This window comes from Flavobacterium aerium (assembly GCF_030766725.1).
GTDB lineage: Bacteria > Bacteroidota > Bacteroidia > Flavobacteriales > Flavobacteriaceae > Flavobacterium > Flavobacterium aerium.
In genome coordinates this window covers 198,544-219,100 of the sequence record NZ_JARQWR010000007.1, presented here as the reverse complement: position 1 = coordinate 219,100, position 20,557 = coordinate 198,544, and the positions used below count along the sequence as shown (strand labels likewise).

The 20,557-nt window shown below is 31.8% G+C and carries 23 protein-coding genes and 1 tRNA gene; 15 read left to right on the top strand and 9 right to left on the bottom strand.

The window, feature by feature from the left end:
• The first annotated feature begins 345 nt into the window (after window positions 1-345).
• A complete protein-coding gene (locus tag P6733_RS11485; protein WP_306353039.1) occupies window positions 346-1,008 on the top strand; it encodes an NAD-dependent epimerase/dehydratase family protein in 663 nt (220 codons plus the stop codon).
• A 69-nt stretch (window positions 1,009-1,077) separates the two neighbouring features.
• Here P6733_RS11485 and P6733_RS11480 read toward each other — a convergent pair whose 3' ends face one another.
• The 4 genes from P6733_RS11480 to P6733_RS11465 form a co-directional block, all read right to left on the bottom strand.
• Window positions 1,078-1,836: an SDR family NAD(P)-dependent oxidoreductase gene (locus P6733_RS11480; protein ID WP_306353038.1), complete on the bottom strand. Its 759-nt coding sequence runs from the start codon at window positions 1,834-1,836 to the stop codon at window positions 1,078-1,080.
• Between the two features lie 50 nt (window positions 1,837-1,886).
• Window positions 1,887-2,522: a Crp/Fnr family transcriptional regulator gene (locus tag P6733_RS11475; RefSeq protein WP_306353037.1), complete on the bottom strand. Its 636-nt coding sequence runs from the start codon at window positions 2,520-2,522 to the stop codon at window positions 1,887-1,889.
• A gap of 48 nt (window positions 2,523-2,570) precedes the next feature.
• The gene (locus P6733_RS11470) at window positions 2,571-3,074 is read right to left on the bottom strand and encodes a GNAT family N-acetyltransferase (RefSeq protein ID WP_306353036.1); all 504 of its coding nucleotides are present in this window, start codon (window positions 3,072-3,074) and stop codon (window positions 2,571-2,573) included.
• Between the two features lie 222 nt (window positions 3,075-3,296).
• Entirely contained in the window at window positions 3,297-3,731 is a 435-nt protein-coding gene (locus P6733_RS11465) for an SRPBCC family protein (protein ID WP_306353035.1), read from the bottom strand.
• A gap of 257 nt (window positions 3,732-3,988) precedes the next feature.
• On the opposite strand from P6733_RS11465, the gene P6733_RS11460 reads away from it, so the two are divergent.
• The 11 genes from P6733_RS11460 (at window position 3,989) to P6733_RS11410 (ending at window position 12,288) form a co-directional block, all read left to right on the top strand.
• A complete protein-coding gene (locus P6733_RS11460) occupies window positions 3,989-5,032 on the top strand; it encodes an SMI1/KNR4 family protein (protein ID WP_306353034.1) in 1,044 nt (347 codons plus the stop codon).
• Between the two features lie 30 nt (window positions 5,033-5,062).
• Entirely contained in the window at window positions 5,063-5,881 is an 819-nt protein-coding gene (locus tag P6733_RS11455; RefSeq protein ID WP_306353033.1) for an SMI1/KNR4 family protein, read from the top strand.
• A 68-nt stretch (window positions 5,882-5,949) separates the two neighbouring features.
• A complete protein-coding gene (locus tag P6733_RS11450; RefSeq protein WP_306353032.1) occupies window positions 5,950-6,732 on the top strand; it encodes a hypothetical protein in 783 nt (260 codons plus the stop codon).
• Window positions 6,733-6,778: 46 nt separating this feature from the next.
• The gene (locus P6733_RS11445) at window positions 6,779-7,858 is read left to right on the top strand and encodes a serine hydrolase domain-containing protein (RefSeq protein WP_306353031.1); all 1,080 of its coding nucleotides are present in this window, start codon (window positions 6,779-6,781) and stop codon (window positions 7,856-7,858) included.
• An 11-nt stretch (window positions 7,859-7,869) separates the two neighbouring features.
• Window positions 7,870-8,349 carry a hypothetical protein gene (locus P6733_RS11440; RefSeq protein ID WP_306353030.1) on the top strand — a complete coding sequence of 160 codons (480 nt, stop codon included), beginning with the start codon at window positions 7,870-7,872 and terminating at the stop codon, window positions 8,347-8,349.
• Window positions 8,350-8,362: 13 nt separating this feature from the next.
• A complete protein-coding gene (locus P6733_RS11435) occupies window positions 8,363-8,869 on the top strand; it encodes a hypothetical protein (RefSeq protein ID WP_306353029.1) in 507 nt (168 codons plus the stop codon).
• 41 nt (window positions 8,870-8,910) lie between these two features.
• On the top strand, window positions 8,911-9,477 hold the full coding sequence (locus P6733_RS11430) for a Crp/Fnr family transcriptional regulator (protein ID WP_306353028.1): 567 nt from the start codon (window positions 8,911-8,913) through the stop codon (window positions 9,475-9,477).
• Between the two features lie 49 nt (window positions 9,478-9,526).
• Window positions 9,527-10,000, top strand: a complete 474-nt coding sequence (locus P6733_RS11425; RefSeq protein WP_306353027.1) for a DoxX family protein — start codon at window positions 9,527-9,529, stop codon at window positions 9,998-10,000.
• A 49-nt stretch (window positions 10,001-10,049) separates the two neighbouring features.
• Entirely contained in the window at window positions 10,050-10,412 is a 363-nt protein-coding gene (locus tag P6733_RS11420; protein WP_306353026.1) for a VOC family protein, read from the top strand.
• Window positions 10,413-10,436: 24 nt separating this feature from the next.
• Window positions 10,437-11,249 (top strand): AraC family transcriptional regulator, encoded by an 813-nt coding sequence (locus tag P6733_RS11415; RefSeq protein ID WP_306353025.1) that lies wholly within the window; start codon window positions 10,437-10,439, stop codon window positions 11,247-11,249.
• An 82-nt stretch (window positions 11,250-11,331) separates the two neighbouring features.
• A complete protein-coding gene (locus P6733_RS11410) occupies window positions 11,332-12,288 on the top strand; it encodes a nitrilase family protein (RefSeq protein ID WP_306353024.1) in 957 nt (318 codons plus the stop codon).
• Window positions 12,289-12,320: 32 nt separating this feature from the next.
• On the opposite strand, the gene P6733_RS11405 is transcribed toward P6733_RS11410, so the two are convergent.
• The gene (locus P6733_RS11405; RefSeq protein WP_306353023.1) at window positions 12,321-12,845 is read right to left on the bottom strand and encodes a hypothetical protein; all 525 of its coding nucleotides are present in this window, start codon (window positions 12,843-12,845) and stop codon (window positions 12,321-12,323) included.
• A gap of 120 nt (window positions 12,846-12,965) precedes the next feature.
• On the opposite strand from P6733_RS11405, the gene P6733_RS11400 reads away from it, so the two are divergent.
• Both P6733_RS11400 and P6733_RS11395 read left to right on the top strand, forming a co-directional pair.
• A complete protein-coding gene (locus P6733_RS11400; protein WP_306353022.1) occupies window positions 12,966-15,005 on the top strand; it encodes a M48 family metalloprotease in 2,040 nt (679 codons plus the stop codon).
• A gap of 1 nt (window position 15,006) precedes the next feature.
• Entirely contained in the window at window positions 15,007-15,714 is a 708-nt protein-coding gene (locus P6733_RS11395; RefSeq protein WP_306353021.1) for a sterol desaturase family protein, read from the top strand.
• A gap of 114 nt (window positions 15,715-15,828) precedes the next feature.
• On the opposite strand, the gene P6733_RS11390 is transcribed toward P6733_RS11395, so the two are convergent.
• A tRNA-Pro gene (locus P6733_RS11390) sits at window positions 15,829-15,903 on the bottom strand.
• 217 nt (window positions 15,904-16,120) lie between these two features.
• Between P6733_RS11390 and trxB the strand changes: the two genes are divergently transcribed.
• Window positions 16,121-17,068, top strand: coding sequence for a thioredoxin-disulfide reductase (trxB, locus tag P6733_RS11385; protein WP_306353020.1), 948 nt, complete (start codon window positions 16,121-16,123; stop codon window positions 17,066-17,068).
• Between the two features lie 64 nt (window positions 17,069-17,132).
• Here the strand turns inward: trxB and P6733_RS11380 are convergent, their stop codons facing one another.
• The 3 genes from P6733_RS11380 to P6733_RS11370 form a co-directional block, all read right to left on the bottom strand.
• Window positions 17,133-17,966 (bottom strand): GIN domain-containing protein, encoded by an 834-nt coding sequence (locus tag P6733_RS11380; protein WP_306353019.1) that lies wholly within the window; start codon window positions 17,964-17,966, stop codon window positions 17,133-17,135.
• A 75-nt stretch (window positions 17,967-18,041) separates the two neighbouring features.
• On the bottom strand, window positions 18,042-18,782 hold the full coding sequence (locus P6733_RS11375; RefSeq protein ID WP_306353018.1) for a head GIN domain-containing protein: 741 nt from the start codon (window positions 18,780-18,782) through the stop codon (window positions 18,042-18,044).
• 2 nt (window positions 18,783-18,784) lie between these two features.
• Window positions 18,785-20,557, bottom strand: a complete 1,773-nt coding sequence (locus tag P6733_RS11370; protein ID WP_306353017.1) for a PspC domain-containing protein — start codon at window positions 20,555-20,557, stop codon at window positions 18,785-18,787.

Sequence of the window (20,557 nt, the reverse complement as noted above, 5' to 3'; positions counted from 1 at the left end):
GAATAACTTGTATAAAAGGGAAATGTAAAATTACTTTTTTAAAAGAGAGTAAAAAATACCTTTTTTCATTTTTTGACTTAAGTCAAGTTTTAAAGTTTTGAACTGTCGCACATTTGTCCGGTATTAATTTTAAAATGTATAAAAATGAAAAAGAAACGCTTTAAGTACATCAACACATTATTTGTAGTAATCCCAATCGAACGTGTGGCAACAAAATTATAGTTTGGTATTACTTTTCAATAAATGAAATGAGCATGCAGAATTAAAGTATTTGTGCAGATAATAATTTAACTTTGAGAGACATCTTTTTGAGTTATAGTCTTATTAATAAACAGATACCGATTTATGGGGATAAAAGTTATTATTACTGGAGCTACAGGCATGGTAGGTGAAGGAGTATTGCTAGAATGTTTAGCACATCCTGAAATAGAGAAAGTGCTCATTGTAAATCGGAAGCCATCGGGGTTTAGTCATGTCAAATTAAAAGAATGCATTGTTTCAGATTTCTTTAAGTTGGATGAAGTTACAGCAGAATTAACAGGATACGATGCCTGTTTCTATTGTGCAGGTATAAGTTCAAACGGAATGAAAGAGTCAGAATACAGTTATATTACTTATGACACAACAATGCATTTTGCAAACACTTTGGTTCATTTCAATTCCAATATGATTTTCAGTTTTGTGTCTGGCAGTCATACCGATAGTTCGGAAAAAGGGAAAGTTATGTGGGCTCGTGTTAAAGGAAAGACGGAGAATGCCTTACTGAAATTAGCCTTTAAAAAAGAATATAATTTCCGACCGGGATTTATGAAGCCAACAAAAGGACAAAAAAACGTAAAAGGATATTATAAAGTGATTAGTAGTATGACGCCCTTGTTGCGATTAATATTCCCCAATCAAATTAGCACAATGAAAGAAGTAGGACTAGCGATGATTAATAGTGCTTTGATCGGTTATCCCACACAAATTCTAGAAATAGAAGATATTAAGAAATTAGCAAAACAATAAAATGGAATAAAAAAAGGTAAAATAGATTTCACTCTATTTTACCTATGTTATTGTTATGATTAAACTAAATTAAACAGCAGTATTTCCCCCGTCAATAATTAGTTCTGTACCTGTAATAAAAGAGGATTCATCTGAAGCTAGAAAAATAACACCATAAGCAATTTCTTCTTCTTTACCAGCTCTACCTAAAGGAGTTCCGCCAACGGCCATCTGTTTAAATTCATTTGCGTTAGGCATGTTTTTATTCATTGGAGTATCAACAAATCCTGGATGAACAGAATTTACACGAATATTAAAAGGAGCTAATTCTATAGCAGCACCTTTTGACAATAATCGGGAACCACCTTTTGATGCAGTATAGGCAGTGCCTCCAGCAGATCCCATTATTCCTCCAATAGAAGAAATATTGACGATAGAACCTTTTTTTGCTTTTTTCATATAGGGTACAACAGATTTCATTCCTATAAATTGACTCGTTAAATTGATATTTAGAATTTTATTAAACTCTTCAACTGTACGATTTTCCATTGGTGAAGAAATATCACCTATAATAGCCGCATTATTTACTAGAATATCAATCTTACCATATAGTCGAATTACTTCTTTGATCACGGCATCCCATTGACTTTCATTACTAACATCATGAACCATATAGGAAACATCTCCTCCAAGTGCCTTAATTTCATTAGTAACTACTTTAAGCTTTTCTTCCTGCACATCAGTAAGCAGTACTTTTGCTCCTTCCATAGCCAACATTTTTGCTTCGACTGCACCCATTCCATTTGCTGCACCAGTGATGATAACCACTTTATCTAATAATCGGTTCATAGTATTTATATCTGTGGATTTGAATAATCCAGGTTTCTAATACTATAAAATTAGGACGATTTGGAAACGTTGCCAATAAGAAATCTTAAGGAATTATTTTTTTTCAATGAGCTTCTTTTTGAGAGCACTGAGCGATTCCGGAGCAATACCCAATAGGAAGCAATATATTTTTGTTTGGTTCTGGATTCTAGTTCAGGATACTTTTTGATGAACTGTTTATAACGTTTGACAGCAGATAATTCTTGAAATTCTTCGAGTCTTTTAATATGAGCGAGGTAACTATTTACACCTATAATTCGCCAGTAGCGTTCAAATTTTGGAATATCAATAAAAGACTGTTCGTAATCAGTGTGGCTAATGATGAATAATTCGGAATCTTCCAATACCTCAATGAATTTTTTGGAAGGCGTTTGTGTACAAAAACTTTCTAAATCATTGGCCCACCATCCTTCTAATGCAAAAAAAGAAATTATTTCATTCCCCTCTTTATTAATATGGTATATCCGCGCAAGACCTTTGTTAACAAAATAAGAATGTGTACTTATTGTTCCTTCCTTTAGGAGAAAAGTTCCTTTTTTTACAGTGACAACTCTTATTCGATTGATGAAAAGTTGTTTTTCTTCATCTGTTAAGGATATAAAAAGAGAAAATCTACTTAAAAAGAAATCAAATTTTGGATCTATCATAGTGAAATGAATTTTTAATTAAAGACTAATTTTTGATTAGAAATTACTTTAAAGGGGGAGAATATAATTTTCAGAAACTTTCTTAAAACCATATTTTTCAAAGAAATGATGCGCACCATGATTGTCAATACCACTTTCTAATAGCATCAAGCTAATGCCCCAGTGCTTCGATTCATCGATTGCGGTTTCTAATAATTTGCTACCAATAGATTGGCCTCGAATGGAGTGGTCTAAAAGCATGTCTTCTAAAACAGCGTAATTCTTAAAACCACTATTGATAATATGGAATACTACCATACCAATGATTGTACCATCATTTTTTTCGGCAATTAGAATTTTCAGTTTTGTGGTTGAATCCTCACTATTGAAATCCTCATTGAATTGTTTGCTTAATATGGATTCAAGGTTTGCGCTCCAGTGATGAGAGTCATCTGCTCTGCCCGATAATATTTCTCCATGTGAGATGTAGGAATCCGTTTTGTGGGTCATGAAAAAATCCACCAATTCTTTTAAACGAGTTTTGTCCTCTAGCCATTTAATTGTATATTCCATTGATTGTAAAATTTAATACGATTCTAAATTTTAGAACAGGTAATTGGGGGAGGAGGGATTTTTTCGGATATTCTATTGCTGATAAATTTACAAAATTAAAAGCTTAAAATAAGTTTGTAGATGGATATAAATGGAGGAAAGCAGTTAAAACATAAAAAAAAGACTGTTAGATAACAGTCTTTTTTTTTACCTCCTATTTTTTAAAAGATAGAATCCTATGATTTATTCCTTTTCAGAAAGGTTCTTTACATTTTGTAAGGCTGTATCCCAATACTGTTTCAACTTTGCCTGAATACTAGGATTAGTAACATTCACCATATCTACTTCTAATAAAGTGGCGCCATCTACTGTCGTTAATTTGAAGTTTTGTAAATCTATATCATCCGTTCTCATTATATAAACGATTTCTTCTCCATCCTTAATATCTCCAAGATCTCTAAGAGAGATGTATTCATTAGGGATTATTTCTTCAATAGTAGCCACTACACCATTATTAGTATTACTAATGTATTTTAATTTACTACCTCTTTTAAAATCACTTTCTAAACGAAGACGCTCACTAGAATGAGCATTCCAAGCAGAATAATTTCCCCATAGTATTTCCCAAACCCTTTCTCTTGAAGCATTAATAGTAGTACTGAATGTTTGTCTTTCCATAAAGATATTTTTATATAATAGTATTAAACTCTAACTTGTTGATTGATCAAATTCAAATATAATAATAATGAAGATAGAATTTTTTAATAAAAATAAAAAAATATGTTATCATTTATGTTAGTAAGGTATGTAATAGCTGAATTTATATTTAAAAAGGAGAGAATACAAAATTTTGAAAATTGATTTTGCCTATGAAATCTTTCATAGTATATTTACAGGTATAGTGTAAATGCAACCTGAAAAATTAAGCCGTTTTTATGAATAATAATACCATTGAACCAGCCATACAAAAATTAATCAACGAGACAGATGGGGTTAAATTTTCAAATCTGAAAGACAAATTGATTAAAACCTTTGGAGAAACAGAAAGAGAAAAGGTACTACAGGCCTTTATTCAATACACAAAAGAAGGGCAGTTATTGCACTGGAGGAATTATCTACTATCAGATATAATAAGATTAGTTCACGATAATGAAACAGCTTATGTCACCTATTTTGAATGGACACTTACTGAACCAGAACTAACCTATTGGGGAATCGATGGACTATTCAAAGTAAAGGGAAAAGAAGCCTATGATGCGGTGATTGGGATAATAAACAATGAAAATTTAAGCAAAGAAATTAGAGGGAAAGCTATAAAAAGCCTCTCGATTATAAGTAATCAAACCTTTGATCGAGGATTACCCAATGATCCGGGCTATTGGAACCCTGAAGATTTCAGAATTGCTGAAATTTTAGCATGGCAACAACAAGGAAAAAAAGATGGAGAAGGACATACAGCACCAAAAACACACCCATCCTTAGAAGACCCAAAAACGCCGCTTGAAAAACTAATAGTCAGATTGAATAAAAAGCTAATCGCTAAAAGAGGAAAAAATCAAGACCTGGTAAATCCTTTCAATTGGTTTGCAATCGCTGATGAGAACGATATACAAAAGATTGAACAACACTGGGCTTTACCAGAAAATTATTTGTTATTTCTAAAAAATTACTCACCGATTCGGGTTACCATAAATGGGAAAAAATACTTTCAAGGATTAGATCTATATGGTGCCTCAAAACTAATAAAGGCCCAAGAAGGCTATTCGGTTAATCCCACAACCCAAGAACCAATAAAAGATTGGCCAGCAAACTATGTTGTAATTGCCGATGCAGGAGCCGATCCCTATTGCATAGATTTGAATGCAATACATGAAAATGACGCCCCTATCTATACCAGTATGCATGGAGCTGGGAAATGGGAATTTGAATTGTATGCCTCAAGTTTTATGGAATTTCTAAAAGAATTAGGAACAAAATAAACACAACTAACGCATAAAATATAAATTGACATGGAAGAAAACGAAATGAAGAATATTTGGCAAGTACCCGCTTATTTATCCTATGTTCAACCCACACTAACAGAAGAAATGGTACTGGATGCTGAAAGAAGCCTTGGGTACAAATTACCAAAAGAATATATTGAACTATTAAATGTTCAAAATGGAGGTTATATCCGCTATACGATTGAAGGATTGCCACATGGACAGATTTTTGGGATAGGGCCACATTTTCCTTCCCTAACAGATTGTGACTTGTCAGACTATGAAAGTACTGTGAGTTTTGAACTGAATGGACTTATTCCCTTTGATGGTGATGGACATTGGAATATTTGCTTGGATTACAGAAAAAACAACGACGAACCTGAAATCACATTGATAGATACAGAATGTGATTCCGAAGAAAAAGTAGCAAATAATTTTAAAGAATATTTAAATCTACTCATCATAGACACAGAATACGAATATGTTATAGACACTGATGCTGCTCTGGAAGAAGTAGTACAAAAGATTTCAAAAGCATTGGATGTTCAATTTGAAGCACCCGATAGTTTAGATTACGGATATACGCTCTATAGAGGACAATACAAAGAATGTTGGATTTCTGTAAGCCCAAACAAATCCCCAAGCGGTTTTATTGAAGAAGAAGATGAGCGTTATAATGAATTACAATCACAAACAAAAACAACCGCTTTACGTTACCCTGAAATTTCAGAAAATGCCCTATTAATCAATATTTATGATGATACAATAAGAGCAGAATTGTTAGCTGAAATGACGAAAAATGAATTTAAAATAATAGCATTAGAACACATCATTTACGGTGTTTAAATTAATGGATGCAGGAATGAATTTGCAACGAAGCCATTACGGTAATAAATAGAGTAAAATAAAAACAAATGATTTTAGGCGTTTATTGGTATTTTGAATACCCCACAGATCTTTATACGTACGATTACTTTAAATTTGGGAAAGGTTATGGAGGTCATGCGGATAATCCTGCATCCTTAGAAACCATTGTAAAAACAGCACATCCAGAAAGAGTATTGGAAAAACTACAAGCAGTTGTGAATCAATATGAAGAAAGTTTCCTCTATGCTTATCAAGATGAGAATATATTAAAAATTGGGACAGGATCACATCAACTTTTCGATTATGATTTTTTGTTCATGAAAGAAGTAGAAAAAATTTTGAAAAAGGAGGAGGTTATTCTATGTGAAGATGAAAAGTTGAACCAGCCTAAGTTAATCCGATTTGAAAATAAAAATAAACCATTCATTTATCCGAAAAAGAAGTTTCTACAATTAGTAGGATCTTCTTTGAAAAAGCAAAATGCAGAAACCATGGCATTGCGAATGGATTGCAATATAGTAATTGCCGAGAAAAACAAGTTCATTTCAGCAATTAGTGCCACGGCAAAAGAAGAGAATATTGATGTACTCTATTATTTAGAAAAAGAAGTCGAAAGTCGGACGAACTTAATGTTGTTTTTTACCAATGGCAGACAAGGCAAAGCGTTACAGAAAAAGCAATACATTGATATTTTAAGTTTTGAGGATAAGATGGAATCGATATTGGAAAAATACCCCATAGCATTGGGGCATATTGGCGGATTTGATTATTATCCAAAAGGTAAACCAACCATTGTAATGAAGGTAGATGAAGAATACATAATTGGATAATTATTTCTAAAAACCTTATTTTTAAATATAAAATACTCCCCCGAAAATGACTTTAAATACTCAAACCATAAAAATTGTAATCAGCGTATTGCTTATAAGTAGTGGGCTCTTTTCCTGCAAATCAGGAAGTGAACATGACCGTATTGATACTGTGATGAAAAAATTTAATAAAGAAGGAGGATTTAATGGAGCAGTGCTAGTGGCTGAAAAAGGTAAAATAATTTACGATACAGCCATTGGATATGCCGATGTGAGAACGCACAGTCTTTTAGACAAAAACTCAACGTTTTATTTAGCATCCCTATCGAAACAATTTACTGCAATGGGTATTATGCTTTTGAAAAAGCAAAAAAAAATTGCGTACGATGATGCCATTGTAAAATACTTTCCACAGCTTCCCAGTTATGCCAAAAGAATTACAATTCGAAACTTACTCAATCATACCTCTGGACTAAAAGATTATTTAGAAGATGAGGTACAAATCATCCATGGTTTTTCAAATACAGAAGTATTGAACTGGTTGATGAATCAAAAAAAGTTAGATTTTAATCCAGGAGAAAAATACGAATATAGTAATACAGGTTACGTTCTATTATCATTAATCATTGAAAAAGTAAGTGAGAAACCATTCGCAGTGTTTATGGATCAAACGATTTTTAAACCGCTACAAATGACCCATACAAAAGTTATCGATACACCAACGTTAGACAATGACAATAGGGCTATAGGCTTTACTAAGAAAGGAGAATTAGATGATTATGCCATTCGCACGACTGGGGATGGTGGCATATTCTCTACAGCAGAAGATATGTTCTTATGGGATCAGGCACTGTATGAAAATAAGCTAATTGAAGAAAAAAGATTACAAGAAGCTTTTACAAAACCGAAGCTCAATAATGGTAAGCTATCAGAATATGGATTTGGATGGCTTATAGTAGATGATAATGAGAATAAAGTGGTCTTCCATACAGGCGAATTAAATGGATATCAAACGGTAATCTGGAGAGATTTGAAACGTGAAATCACAATCATCATGCTCACCAATATGGGGACATCATTTGAAATGTGGCCAGCAACCAATAGCATTTTGAAAATACTGAAGGCAAAACACTATGTAGAAGATTAAAATACTTTAAAATGATAATTTGTATTAATGGAGTAGTTAATTCTGGAAAAACCACTATTGGAAAGCTATTAGCCGAAAAGCTACCCAATGCGCTTTTTATAGACGGTGATGATAATGGTCTGGAAGATGAACATAGGTTGAAAGAACATATTCAAGCATCGATGACTTACATTCAGCAATCGATACAAAATATAAAAAAAGAATACCTTGTGGTGGCCTATCCGTTGCGACAAATAGATTATGATTTTATCCAATCCGAATGTGTGAAGACAGAACAAGAATTATATGTCATCACACTAAATACACCAGAAAGCATAGCTCTAACGAATAGAGGAGAACGAAAGCTGATGGCATGGGAGCGAAAACGAATCAAAGAGATGTACAAACAAGGCTATGCAACACGGTCGTTCAGTAATTGGTTTGTAGATAATGGTAGTTTAACACCCAATCAAACAGTGGATATATTGATTGATAAAATCAAAAAAAAGTAATGAAATTATCTATATGAATATTAAATTCTGCTCCGTAATTCCTAGAGAAAATGAGAATGTGCCAATTCTAATTTCAAGTAAAGAGACAATTCATTATCAAAAGAATGAATTTATAATAATAGATTTTCATGGAAATTATAATATTTATGAATTAAGATATGAATATAAGTGTAGTCCATTTAAAAAAGCTGTAATTGAAGGTAATTTACTTGCTGTTGGACATGAAATGTATTTCCATCTTTTTGATGTCAAGAAAAATCTTAATGTCCTTACTATGGAAATAAGTGGATATTTTTCTCACTTATATTATTATGATAATATATTTTATGTTGCAGGAGCCTATGGAGTTTATGCAATAAATAAAGGAGGGAAATTATTATGGAGTAATGAGTGTTTGGCAATTGATGGAGTATTAATTAATGATTTTTGTCAAAATTATATTAGAGGAATAGGAGAGCTAGATCCTCCAGGAGGTTGGGAAGAATTTATTCTTGACAGGAAGACCGGAATGAAAAAATAAATAGTATTTAAACAAATTCTAATAGAAGATAAATCATTTATATGGAACAAATTCGAAACTATTTTGATCAATTTTCGAAACTATCAGATGAAGATTGGGATCTATTCTCGTCCAAATTAACAAGAGTTGAATTCCCAAAGAAAACACAACTCTTAGAAATAGGTAAAGTAGAAAATTATCTGTCTTTTGTAGAAAAAGGGGTTGTTCGATATTACATTCCAGCAGTAGAAAATGACAGGACATTTGCTTTTTCTTTTGATAATGAATTTGTGAGTGCCTATGATTCTTTCCTTCGACAAGCCCCATCAACCTATCATATGGAAACATTAGCGGAGACTGTTCTTTGGCGTTTAACCTATGCAGATCTTCAGGATATTTATACAAATACGATAGTAGGAAATACGATAGGAAGATATGCCAGTGAAGAATTGTTTTTAAAGAAATCCAAAAGAGAACTATCTCTTTTAAATGAAACAGCAGAGGAACGCTATTTAAAACTATTTACAGAACAACCGCACTTAATTCAAAAAATCCCTCAAAAATATTTGGCCACCTATTTAGGAATCACTCCACAGGCACTAAGCCGGATCCGAAAACGAATTTCTTAACTTAGGTTCATTGTTTAGCAACAGCTATTGATAGAACTTTGCTAAAAAAATGGAAACAATAATAACGTTATTAGGAACCTTTATGCTCTCCATGATTCTCTTTAAAATCATACAGGGAGATTATAAAATCGCTTTATCGGGTAGAATTGCAATGTCAGCAATGCTAGTGTTAACTGCCGTTGGACACTTTATGTTTGCCAAAGGAATGGCAATGATGTTGCCTGATTTCATACCTTTTCGTATTGAAATAATTTACTTCACAGGCATTATAGAATTAACTGCAGCCATTGGTTTATTAGTACCACGAATGCAAATAAAAACTGCTTGGTGGTTGATTCTGTTTTTTATTCTATTACTACCAGCTAATATTTATGCAGCAATGAAACATGTCAATCTACAAGAAGCCAATTTTAATGGAGAAGGATTAAATTACCTCTGGTTTCGAATTCCATTACAATTATTCTTCATAGGATGGGTATATAGATTTGCCATACGACCATTTTCTAAAGACCAAACAAAATAAACTTTTGTATCTTTAATTTATGTTTACGGTGAATTAAAATCCTTAAGAAATGAGTGTAAAAAGAATAGTACCCAATATTTACTCCGATGATTTAGAGAAAAGTAAAATCTTTTATTGCGATTTTTTAGGATTAGAAATAGTGATGGATATGTCATGGATTATAACATTTGCATCAAAAGAAAATCCTACGGGACAAATTAATGTATTGGAAAATGATACAAACCAGATACTGAATAATAAAGCTGTTTTTCTTTCGATTGAAGTTCTAGATGTAGACACCTTTTATCAAAAGGCAATAGAATTAAATCTGAATATTGTATACCCGATTACTGATGAAAGTTGGGGTGTAAGACGTTTTTTTGTTAAGGAACCCAATGGTGGAACATTGAATATTGTATCCCATAAAAAGTAAATAAAGTATATTTACGTCGTCAATATGCAACTAAATCCCTCCATAGTATTATCAGGAATTATCAAACACTATCTTTTTCTGGATACTCAAGCAGAAGAAGTGAAAAAACTCCGCTTGTTTTCAGATGGGAATATGGGCCTGGTTTTTTCTTTTAAAAATAATCTCATTCAAGGATTCACAACACAGAACATTCCAGAATACTTACCCGATACTTTTGTGTACGGACAGCTGAATTCATTTAAAAACTTGTATTGTCAGGGAGATACCTCCTTACTAATTGTTGTTTTCCATGCCTATGGATTAAATAATGTCTTAAATATCGCCTCCAACGAATTGAAAGACAACATTATTCAAACGACCGATTTATTTGGGACCGATGCGACAAACCTACAAGAACAGTTGATGGAACAAATCACCATTCAGGGTAAAATTAATAGTGTTGAAGATTTTTTCAGAAAATTAGTAAGCCGAAAATCAACACCATCGCCCTCATTAGTAATAACATCAATAGATTTTATTGTGAAAAATAAAGGCATTGTTTCTATACCACAACTCACTGCATTTACAGGATGTAGCGAAAGAAAACTAGAACGTGTTTTTACAGAGAAAATAGGAGTAAGCCCTAAAAAATTCAGTGGAATTGTAAAACTACACACCTTCTTAAAATCCATAAAATCAAACAAAGAAAAACTGAATCTTACTTCCTTGGCTTATGAAACAGGCTATTACGATCAACCCAACCTAATTCGTGAATTTAAAAAATATACAGGACTAACCCCTTCACAATACCTACATAAAGTTGACCCTTTGGCGGTTAATTTCTTAGAACTTTCATAACTACTCATTTTAAAAACATGTCGGTTTTGTACATTTTTTAGACAAAACCATATTATAGTTTTGTCTAAAAATCAGATGAATTATGGACAAAATGAAAATATCAACAGCCCAATTTGAAAATAAAAGCGGAGATAAAAATTACAACCTTTCAATCATTGAAAAACTAGCAAAATCAGCAGCGGCAGAAGGATCAGACGTAATTGCTTTCCATGAATGTTCAATTACAGGATATACTTTTGCTAGGCATTTGACAAAAGAACAAATGTTAGATTTAGCAGAATACCTACCGGAAGGAGAAAGCATCATACGATTACAAGAAATAGCAAAGCAGTATAATATTGTAATTCTAGCAGGACTCTTTGAAAAAGACAAAGATGAGAATCTATATAAAGCCTATGTATGTGTAGATCAAAACGGATTAGTAGCAAAATACAGAAAACTACATCCCTTTATAAATCCATATTTAATAGCGGGAAATGCTTATTGTGTTTTTGAAATTAAAGGATGGAAATGTGGGATTTTAATCTGTTATGATAATAATATTATTGAAAATGTAAGAGCAACAGCCTTATTAGGAGCGGAAATTATTTTTATGCCTCACGTTACAATGTGTACACCATCCTCGCGACCAGGAGCAGGTTTTGTAGACCCACAACTATGGGAAAATCGAGAAGTAAACCCTACTTCACTACGTCTAGAGTTTGATGGAATGAAAGGGCGAGATTGGCTTATGAAATGGTTGCCATCCCGAGCCTATGATAATGCTGTATATGCCATTTTTTCAAACCCAATAGGAATGGATGATGACCAGTTAAAAAATGGATGTTCGATGATTATTGATCCTTTTGGCGATATTCTGGCAGAATGCCGTTCGTTCGATGATAGCTTTGTAACAAGTACGATAACGCGAGAAAAGTTGGATCAAGCAGGAGGAAGCCGATATATTAAAGCCCGTCGTCCTGATTTGTATCGAGAGATTATCGGAAAAGAACATGTACCCGAGCAAAAAGTAATTTGGCTGAATCCAGAAAAGAAGTAATTAGTAATAACGAAAGGTTTAATCAATGGTAATTAAACCTTTCCATTGTTCCAGATTAAATGGATTATCTCATCGACCGTATGTTCTGTATAATTTCCCTTTTGATCTTTAAAACTATGAAATAAGTTATGTTTGTACGATTTGAAATTTAGTTTCAAGAATTGATGGTAATAATCATCAAAGTAATATTTGAATTGATTTTCAAAATTGATTTCTACTTCATTGTTTCGAACAAACTCTATAGGCGTTTTGATTCGTTTTACTACTTCTGCTAATTCTTCCTGTGTAGTATTTGTTAGAGGAAGAGGATCAGGCAAACTGATTCTAAAAGCAAGAACTTCAGCGCCTTCTTCTTCCCACCATTCATAGAGATTAAACTTAGAAATGTCTTTCTGGGTAATTTTTTGAAGTTTAGTTTCTAGTATATGATATTCAATCAATTCCTCATCACCATGCTCATCACAAAAATCGGTATAATCCAAAATAGATTTCAGAATTTCGGGATACCTTTTTTCTGCAATCTCAACGTTAGGTTTTATTTCAATTCGAAGTTCCATATCTTTGGATGAATGTAATGGTTAAGGTTCCAAAAGTAATCACTTAAAGAATAAAGTAAATCATAACTTTAAAGAAATAAAAATTGAACAACGGTTAAGAATTATTTAAGAATAAATATAATGAATATTACAGTATCTAAGAATTTTAAAAAAATGACGAGTAAAGCAATTTTTTCAATTGTGATATTTGTTTTTGTATACATGATTTTATTATCGTTATCAGTTGGATTAACAGTATTATGTGTATTTGGAGGTGTTACATTAATTATTACAAAACCTATGATTCTTACAATCGGTCTAGGGTTAGGATTAGCAAGTTTAGGTTTTTTTATTATAACGTTTCTTTTCAAGTTTTTGTTTAAAAAACATGAAATTAATAGAGGTCATTTGGTTGAGATTTTTGAAAACGAAGAACCTAAATTATTTGAATTCATAAAAGAAATAGTTGACGAAGTTCAAACAGATTTTCCTAAAAAGATATATTTATCATCAGAAGTAAATGCGAGTGTATTCTATAATTCCAGTTTTTGGAGTATGTTTTTTCCAATAAAAAAAAATTTACATATTGGGTTTGGGTTAGTGAATACTGTTTCAGAACAGGAATTCAAAGCCATTTTAGCTCATGAATTTGGGCATTTTTCACAGCGTAGTATGAAAGTGGGAAGCTATGTTTACAATGTGAATCAGGTTATCTTCAACATGCTTTATGATAATGATTCATTTGAAAACATGATTCAAAAATGGGCTAATATTAGTGGATATTTTTCAGTTTTTGTTATTGTTGCCATGAAAATAATCCAGGGGATTCAATGGGTTTTAAGGAAAATGTATGAATTCATCAATTTGAGTTATATGGGATTGTCTAGAGAAATGGAGTTTCATGCAGACGAAGTAGCGGCTAATGTTGCGGGTTATATGCCGTTAAAAGAATCTCTTTTAAGAATGGAATTAGCGGATTATTCCTATAATTCTGTTTTGTTGTTTTATGATACTAAAGTGCCAGATGCTATTAAAAGTAATAATATATTTAAAGAGCAGCATATCGTAATGAATTTTCAAGCAAAAGAAAGTCAACTTTTATTTAAGAATGGTTTACCTGTAGTAACAGATTTAGATATAAATAAATATAATAAATCAAAATTAAACATTGAAGATCAATGGGCTTCACATCCAAGTACAGGAGAAAGAATAAAGGCGTTAGAAAAACTGAAAATTATTAAAGAAAATTTGAATGATAACCCAGCAAAGACATTGTTCACGAATCCACTCAAGATAGAAGAAGTCCTAACAGATAAAATATTTTCAAAGATTAATTATGAAGGGAATGTATCTTTCTTAGAAAATGAAAAATTTGAAGAAGAGTACTTTGAGTCCATTCAGAAAAATAGTTTTCATAAAAAATACAATGGCTATTATGATAATAAAAACCCAAATAAATTTGACTTAGAGATTGTAGATAATCATGTTAATTATACAGTTGAAGAGTTATATTCAAAAGAAAAAATTGATTTGGTATATGAGCATATTGCATTAGTTAAGGATAAAAATGTTATAATGGGTATTTCAAATAAGAAATATAAAATAAAATCATTTGATTATAATGGACAAAAATATACTATAAAAGAAGCAAATCATTTAATTGATAAACTTGAAATAGATATTAAAAATATCCAAGATGAAATAACAGAAAATGATAAAAATATTTATAATTACAGTTACAATAAAGCAAAAATAGTGAAGAGAGAAGATGAATTTAAAAATACATATTTTGATTGTTTTAATACTGATGCTGATTTTGATCGAAAACTTAAATTATACACTGATATTATTGAAGCGACTAATTTTGTCAGCGTGGTTACACGATTTGAAGATATTGAAATTAATTTTAGAACACTTCAAAAACTTGAAAAAAGCTTAAAAATTGAGATAAATATACTTTTGGAGAACAGTGTTTTAGAGGATGAAATAACAAAAGAAATGAAAGATAATTTTGTTGATTATTTATCACATGATTGGATATATTTTAGAAATCAAAACTATGTGGATGACAATTTAAATATTCTTTTTACTTCAGTTAATAATTATCAATATTTAATCTCAAGAGATTATTTTTTAATGAAAATGAACTTATTAAAGTTTCAGTCCGATTTAATGATTTAATATGTACGATTATTTTAATTCATTATCACTGCCCTCAATAGTACTACATTGCTTTTTAGCTAACGTAGGTATGTTTCTGTTGGCAATACTCGTGTTTAAAATATTCCACTATTTTCATGATCAATTTCGAAACCCTATAGAAAAGCATCCTGTCAGTAGAGAGGACATTGCATGGGCGATTGTTTCTGTTATTTCAAATACGTTGATTTTAATTCCAGGATGGTATTTGTGGAAAAATGGAACCATCGTTATTGTTGAGGATTCCTTATTGAGAACCATTGTTATGTTTTTGCTTATGGTCCTAAGCATAGATTTATTAATGTATATATTCCATCGTATTGCCCATTTCAAAATAGTATATAAAATAATACACAATCTCCACCACAATCATGAAAAACTAAATGCCATAAGCCTATACGTATTGAATCCCATTGAAGCACTATCCTTTGGTATATTCATCATTATTTTTATGATGCTGATTGATATTTCATTAAATACATTACTGTGTTTTCTGGTTTTTAATCTGGTTTGGGGGATTATGGGGCATTTAGGGTTGAGGTTTACAACTAAAAATGGAAGAGATAATTTTGTCACAAACATTGTTACGAATAGCTTCTTTCATGAGACCCATCACATTGATCAAGACTATAATTTTGGATTTTATACCCGTATTTGGGATAGGATATTTAAGACTGAGAAAAGTAATTAGAAATAGAAATCTATTTTGATTATTGATTATCAGTATGTTGTAGTGTGAAAGTCCTAAATGATAAATTTATAGTATAAAAAAAGGACAAAATGAAAATTCATTTTGTCCTTTTTGTCGGGGTGGCAGGATTCGAACCTGCGGCCTCCTGCTCCCAAAGCAGGCGCGATAACCGGGCTACGCTACACCCCGAAGGTTATCTGTCAATATTTCTAATTTAAGGAATAAATCGGTTAAGACGTTTTCTTCAAATGAGGTTGCAAATATATAATTAATTTTAATATTGTGCAATAGTTTTTTTTATGATAAATAAATTTTATTCAACCATAGTTAATTCTAACCTATTTTTAACTAATTTTTTTTAATTAAAACTTACATTTGTGCCTCTAAAACAAACAACAAATAGATTATGTCAGATACAATTGAAAGAATTAAATGTTTGATTATTGGTTCTGGACCTGCAGGTTATACAGCTGCAATTTATGCCGCTAGAGCCGATATGAAACCTATTTTATATACTGGAATGGAACCAGGAGGACAATTAACAACAACAACAGAAGTTGATAATTTCCCAGGATATCCTGAAGGAATTGATGGTCCTACAATGATGTTGCAGCTGGAAGCACAAGCAAAGCGTTTTGGCACAGAAGTACGCATTGGAATGGCTACAAAAGTTGAGTTTAGCAAAGTAGAAGGAGGATGGCATACCGTAACAATCGATAATAAGAAAGTTGTGGAAGCTCGTACAATCATTATTTCTACTGGAGCAACAGCAAAATATTTAGGATTACCAAGTGAACAAAAACTAAGAGGTGGTGGAGTTTCTGCTTGTGCAGTATGCGATGGTTTCTTTTACAAAGGACAAGATGTAGCAATTGTAGGAGCTGGAGATACTGCTGCGGAAGAAGCAACTTATTTATCACATATCTGTAAAACAGTAACAATGTTAGTGCGTAAAGATGCCATGAGAGCATCCAAAGCAATGCAACACCGCGTGGAGAACACACCAAACTTAACAGTATTGTATAATACAGAAGTAGAAGAGGTTGTGGGAGATCAGGTTGTAGAAGGATTGAAAATGATCAATAACGCTACAGGAGAAAAATCTGAATTAGCAATAACAGGATTATTTATCGCTATCGGACATAAACCAAATACTGATATTTTCAAAGGTCAGTTGAATATGGATGAAACAGGATACTTAATCACAGAAGGAAAATCTACAAGAACAAATATCCCAGGAGTTTTCGCTTCAGGAGATGTTCAAGATAATATCTACCGTCAGGCAATTACAGCTGCGGGAACAGGTTGTATGGCTGCATTGGATGCAGAACGTTACCTTACAACTTTAGAATAAACAAGAAATGCAAGTATATAAAAAAGGTCCAACATCAGTTAGACCTTTTTTTATGTTATAATTTTTATTTTTGTTTTTTATACAGAATGGCACTGTCAGCAAAATTTTTCATCTCAATCTTAGGGGCACCAAACAATTGAATTTCTGATTTTCCAGAAGCATCCATCGTTACTAATTCATTTACAAAAATACTACAGTAGGTATAAGCCTCAGTTGTTAATTCCAAACGTGTTGTTACAAAGTTTTTTCCAGCAAAATTAGCATTGTTATCCAAACGTAATTTTGCATCCGGAACATCTCCTTCGACAATAGCAGTAGATTTTTGATACATATCAAATTTAATAGAAGCAGAAGCAATTAAAGCTTTTAATTGTGCATTCTTACTTAATTCAATTGTTGAGGTTTCTGCTTTTAAATTCAATTCGATTTTAGATTTATCATCAGCGATTAAAGTGAAATTAGGAGATTTTACATTCAAGTATGATTTCGAGAAATCTAAATTCTTAACTGTAACTTGTTCCAGTTCTAAATCGGATAAAGTATAGATGCTGGCATCATTTTTTGCAGTAATCATTTTAAAACTATCTGTATAAGTTACCTTGACGATTAGTTTTTTATAACTAGTTACGGTCTTAGACGTTGAAAGATGTAAAGTACTTCCTGCTAATTCAAATTGTATTAATTCGTGTAGGTTCTCATCGGCTTCTATTTCTATAGCACTATTATCACCTTTTACTAAATATACTTCAATATTGTCTTCAACCTCAATTTGGTCAAAGTTCTCAATAGTTTTGCTTTCAATGGTTACTACTTTAGAACCTTTAATTCGTTCTTTTTTTTGCCCAAAAGCAAGAGTTGTCAGTAATAAAGTAAGGGATAAGGCAATAATTTTTTTCATGATTGTATTGTAGAATTGATTATGACGCAAATATAAAAAAAAAACATCCTGAATTAGTCAGGATGTTTAGTGTGTTTACTCTAAGGATATGCTTCCGCCGGAGCTCATTTTACGTTTAATCGTTTTGGGATTATTCACATATTGAATAGATCCTCCACTCGATGCTGTAGCAATCAGATTTTCAACAGGATTTATTCGCATTGAACCACCACTTGATGCTTCGGAAGTAATACTTTGTGCTTTAAAATCTTTAGCATCTAATGAACTGCCACTTGAAGAATCTACAAAATAATTTTGAGTTGCACCATTAATTTCCATTGAACTACCACTGCTCACCACAGTTTTTGTGTTGGTAGCTTTTAAAGTAATGTAGATTGAACTTCCGCTAGTTGATTTTAGATCTATGTTTTTAGATACAATTGTATTTTTCCCTCTTACATCTGCACCGCTTGAGGTTTGTAATTCTTTTAATTCTTTTATTTTTATGAATACTTTCTTTGAAGAAGCTTTTTTGATATTTACATCAGAAGTAACTTCTAAAACACCATTTTCAATTGAGGTTTTAATATGATCTTGTAAATTTTGATCTGCCTCTACAATGATTGCTTGTTTATCCGATTGCTCGATGATAATATCTAGACCATTACTTGCTTGAATACTATAGAAAGGAGCAGAAGCTGTTCTATTCTGAGTAACAACAGTACCGTCACCATTAACGCCTTTTGTGCCAAATGAACCTATATTACAACTTACAAATAGTAGAGAAAGAATAACACCAATTGTAAATTTTGCGATTAAAAGAATTGTTTTTACCATGACTATTTAGCTTTAATAATTACACCATTTTTATTGATTTCTAAAGACTCAACTTGTTTATTATTACTTCCTTTTTTGTTGTTTTTTATTTTAATACCACGATCATTGATGATAACATTTGTACCAGTAGTATCATTATCATTGATTTCTTCATGTTCACTGTATTCACCTGAATCGTCACTTGAATCGTCTACATTATCTTCTATTGGACAGGTTAAACATTTAATCTCATTTTTATCAACTTTATAATAGTTGTTTTCATTGCCATATTCAATATTTAAATTAGAATCTGAATAATAAGATCGGTGGTAATTTTGTATACTCTCGTCAGGATAAATAATCTGACCTTTTGGTAAGTATACAAATATTTTTACTTCTTGACTTCTATATTTATTACTAATGTTCGTTAGTAAGAAGTTGTCAAAAATCAAGTGATTGCCTTCAATTTTATAGCTATAATGAATTTGTTCTGCTCTTGATTTTGCTTCGGTCAACGATTTACCTTCTGCTATTTTCTCAATTTGGATAAAAGGCTGTTGTTCATCTGTAATTAAAAAGTGAAGCTCGATGTTGTTGGAATAGATCAAATCATTGTTTAATGAATCCTGTACAAATTTGAAATCACTTCTATGACTTACACTTTTAGAGTAGTAGTCACTATTTTTTATTTTTACAAATAATGTATCACTCTCGCTGATGTTGATGATTTCTTTATGCACTGTTTTTCCATCAAAAGCAACTTCCGTAGCCTGTTTTACTCCAAAGAATACTAATAATGCAATGGCAATTAACCATATCGCTAATAAGGTATACTTTGCGACATTTCCAATAGATTTCATATTCGTAACTAATAGTTTTAATCCTAAAATGAATAAGAAGAAAAATGGAATCCCAATAGCAAAGAAGAACAGTAAACCTATTGCCCACATTGGAGTATTTGTGTAATTTATCGTGTCATAATAGTCCATCCATGGTACATGAACTATTGAAGTAGACCCTAATGTAAACATACTGATGAATAAACCTACTAGAGTAACAGCGGCTGTGAAAATCAACATAATTCCAATTAGTTTTGAGAATATATTGAAGAAACTCATGAAGATTTCACCTAAAGATCCAAATAATCTCTCTAGTCCTGTTTTTGCTGAATTTCCCATTTTGTCATAATCAGCATTTTTGATTTTTTCAGAAACATTATCAAAACCCTCTTTTACTTTTTTCTCAATATTGGAAATATTAATAGGTTCCCCAGTCATTTCCAGTTTTTCAGTTGTTGTAAGGGCAGGTGGAATTAATATCCAAAGTAAAATGTAGATTAAAAATCCAGCCCCATACGAGAATAAAAGTATAATCATGATGATTCTAATCCATAGCGGGTCAATTCCGATGTAGTGACTAAAACCAGCCGATACACCACCAGCAATACCTTTCTCTTTATCACGGTATAATTTTTTTGAAATTCTACCTGTTGGAGTTTGATATCTAGGTTGCTCTTCTGGAGCAGTAGCATCATCAATTCTATAGTCTTCTGGTTGTCCCATAATACCAATGATTTGATCTACTTCTTTAATACTAACAACCTGCTTTTCATTTTTAAGCATTTCTGTCAATAATTCAGAAATTCGGATTTCAATATCATTCATAATTTCTTCCTGTCCATTAGAATCTGATAATGAACGTTTGATAGAATCAAAATAGAATGTCAATTTATGATAAGCATCCTCATCGATATGAAAGAACATGCCTCCTAAGTTAATATTTACGGTTTTATTCAT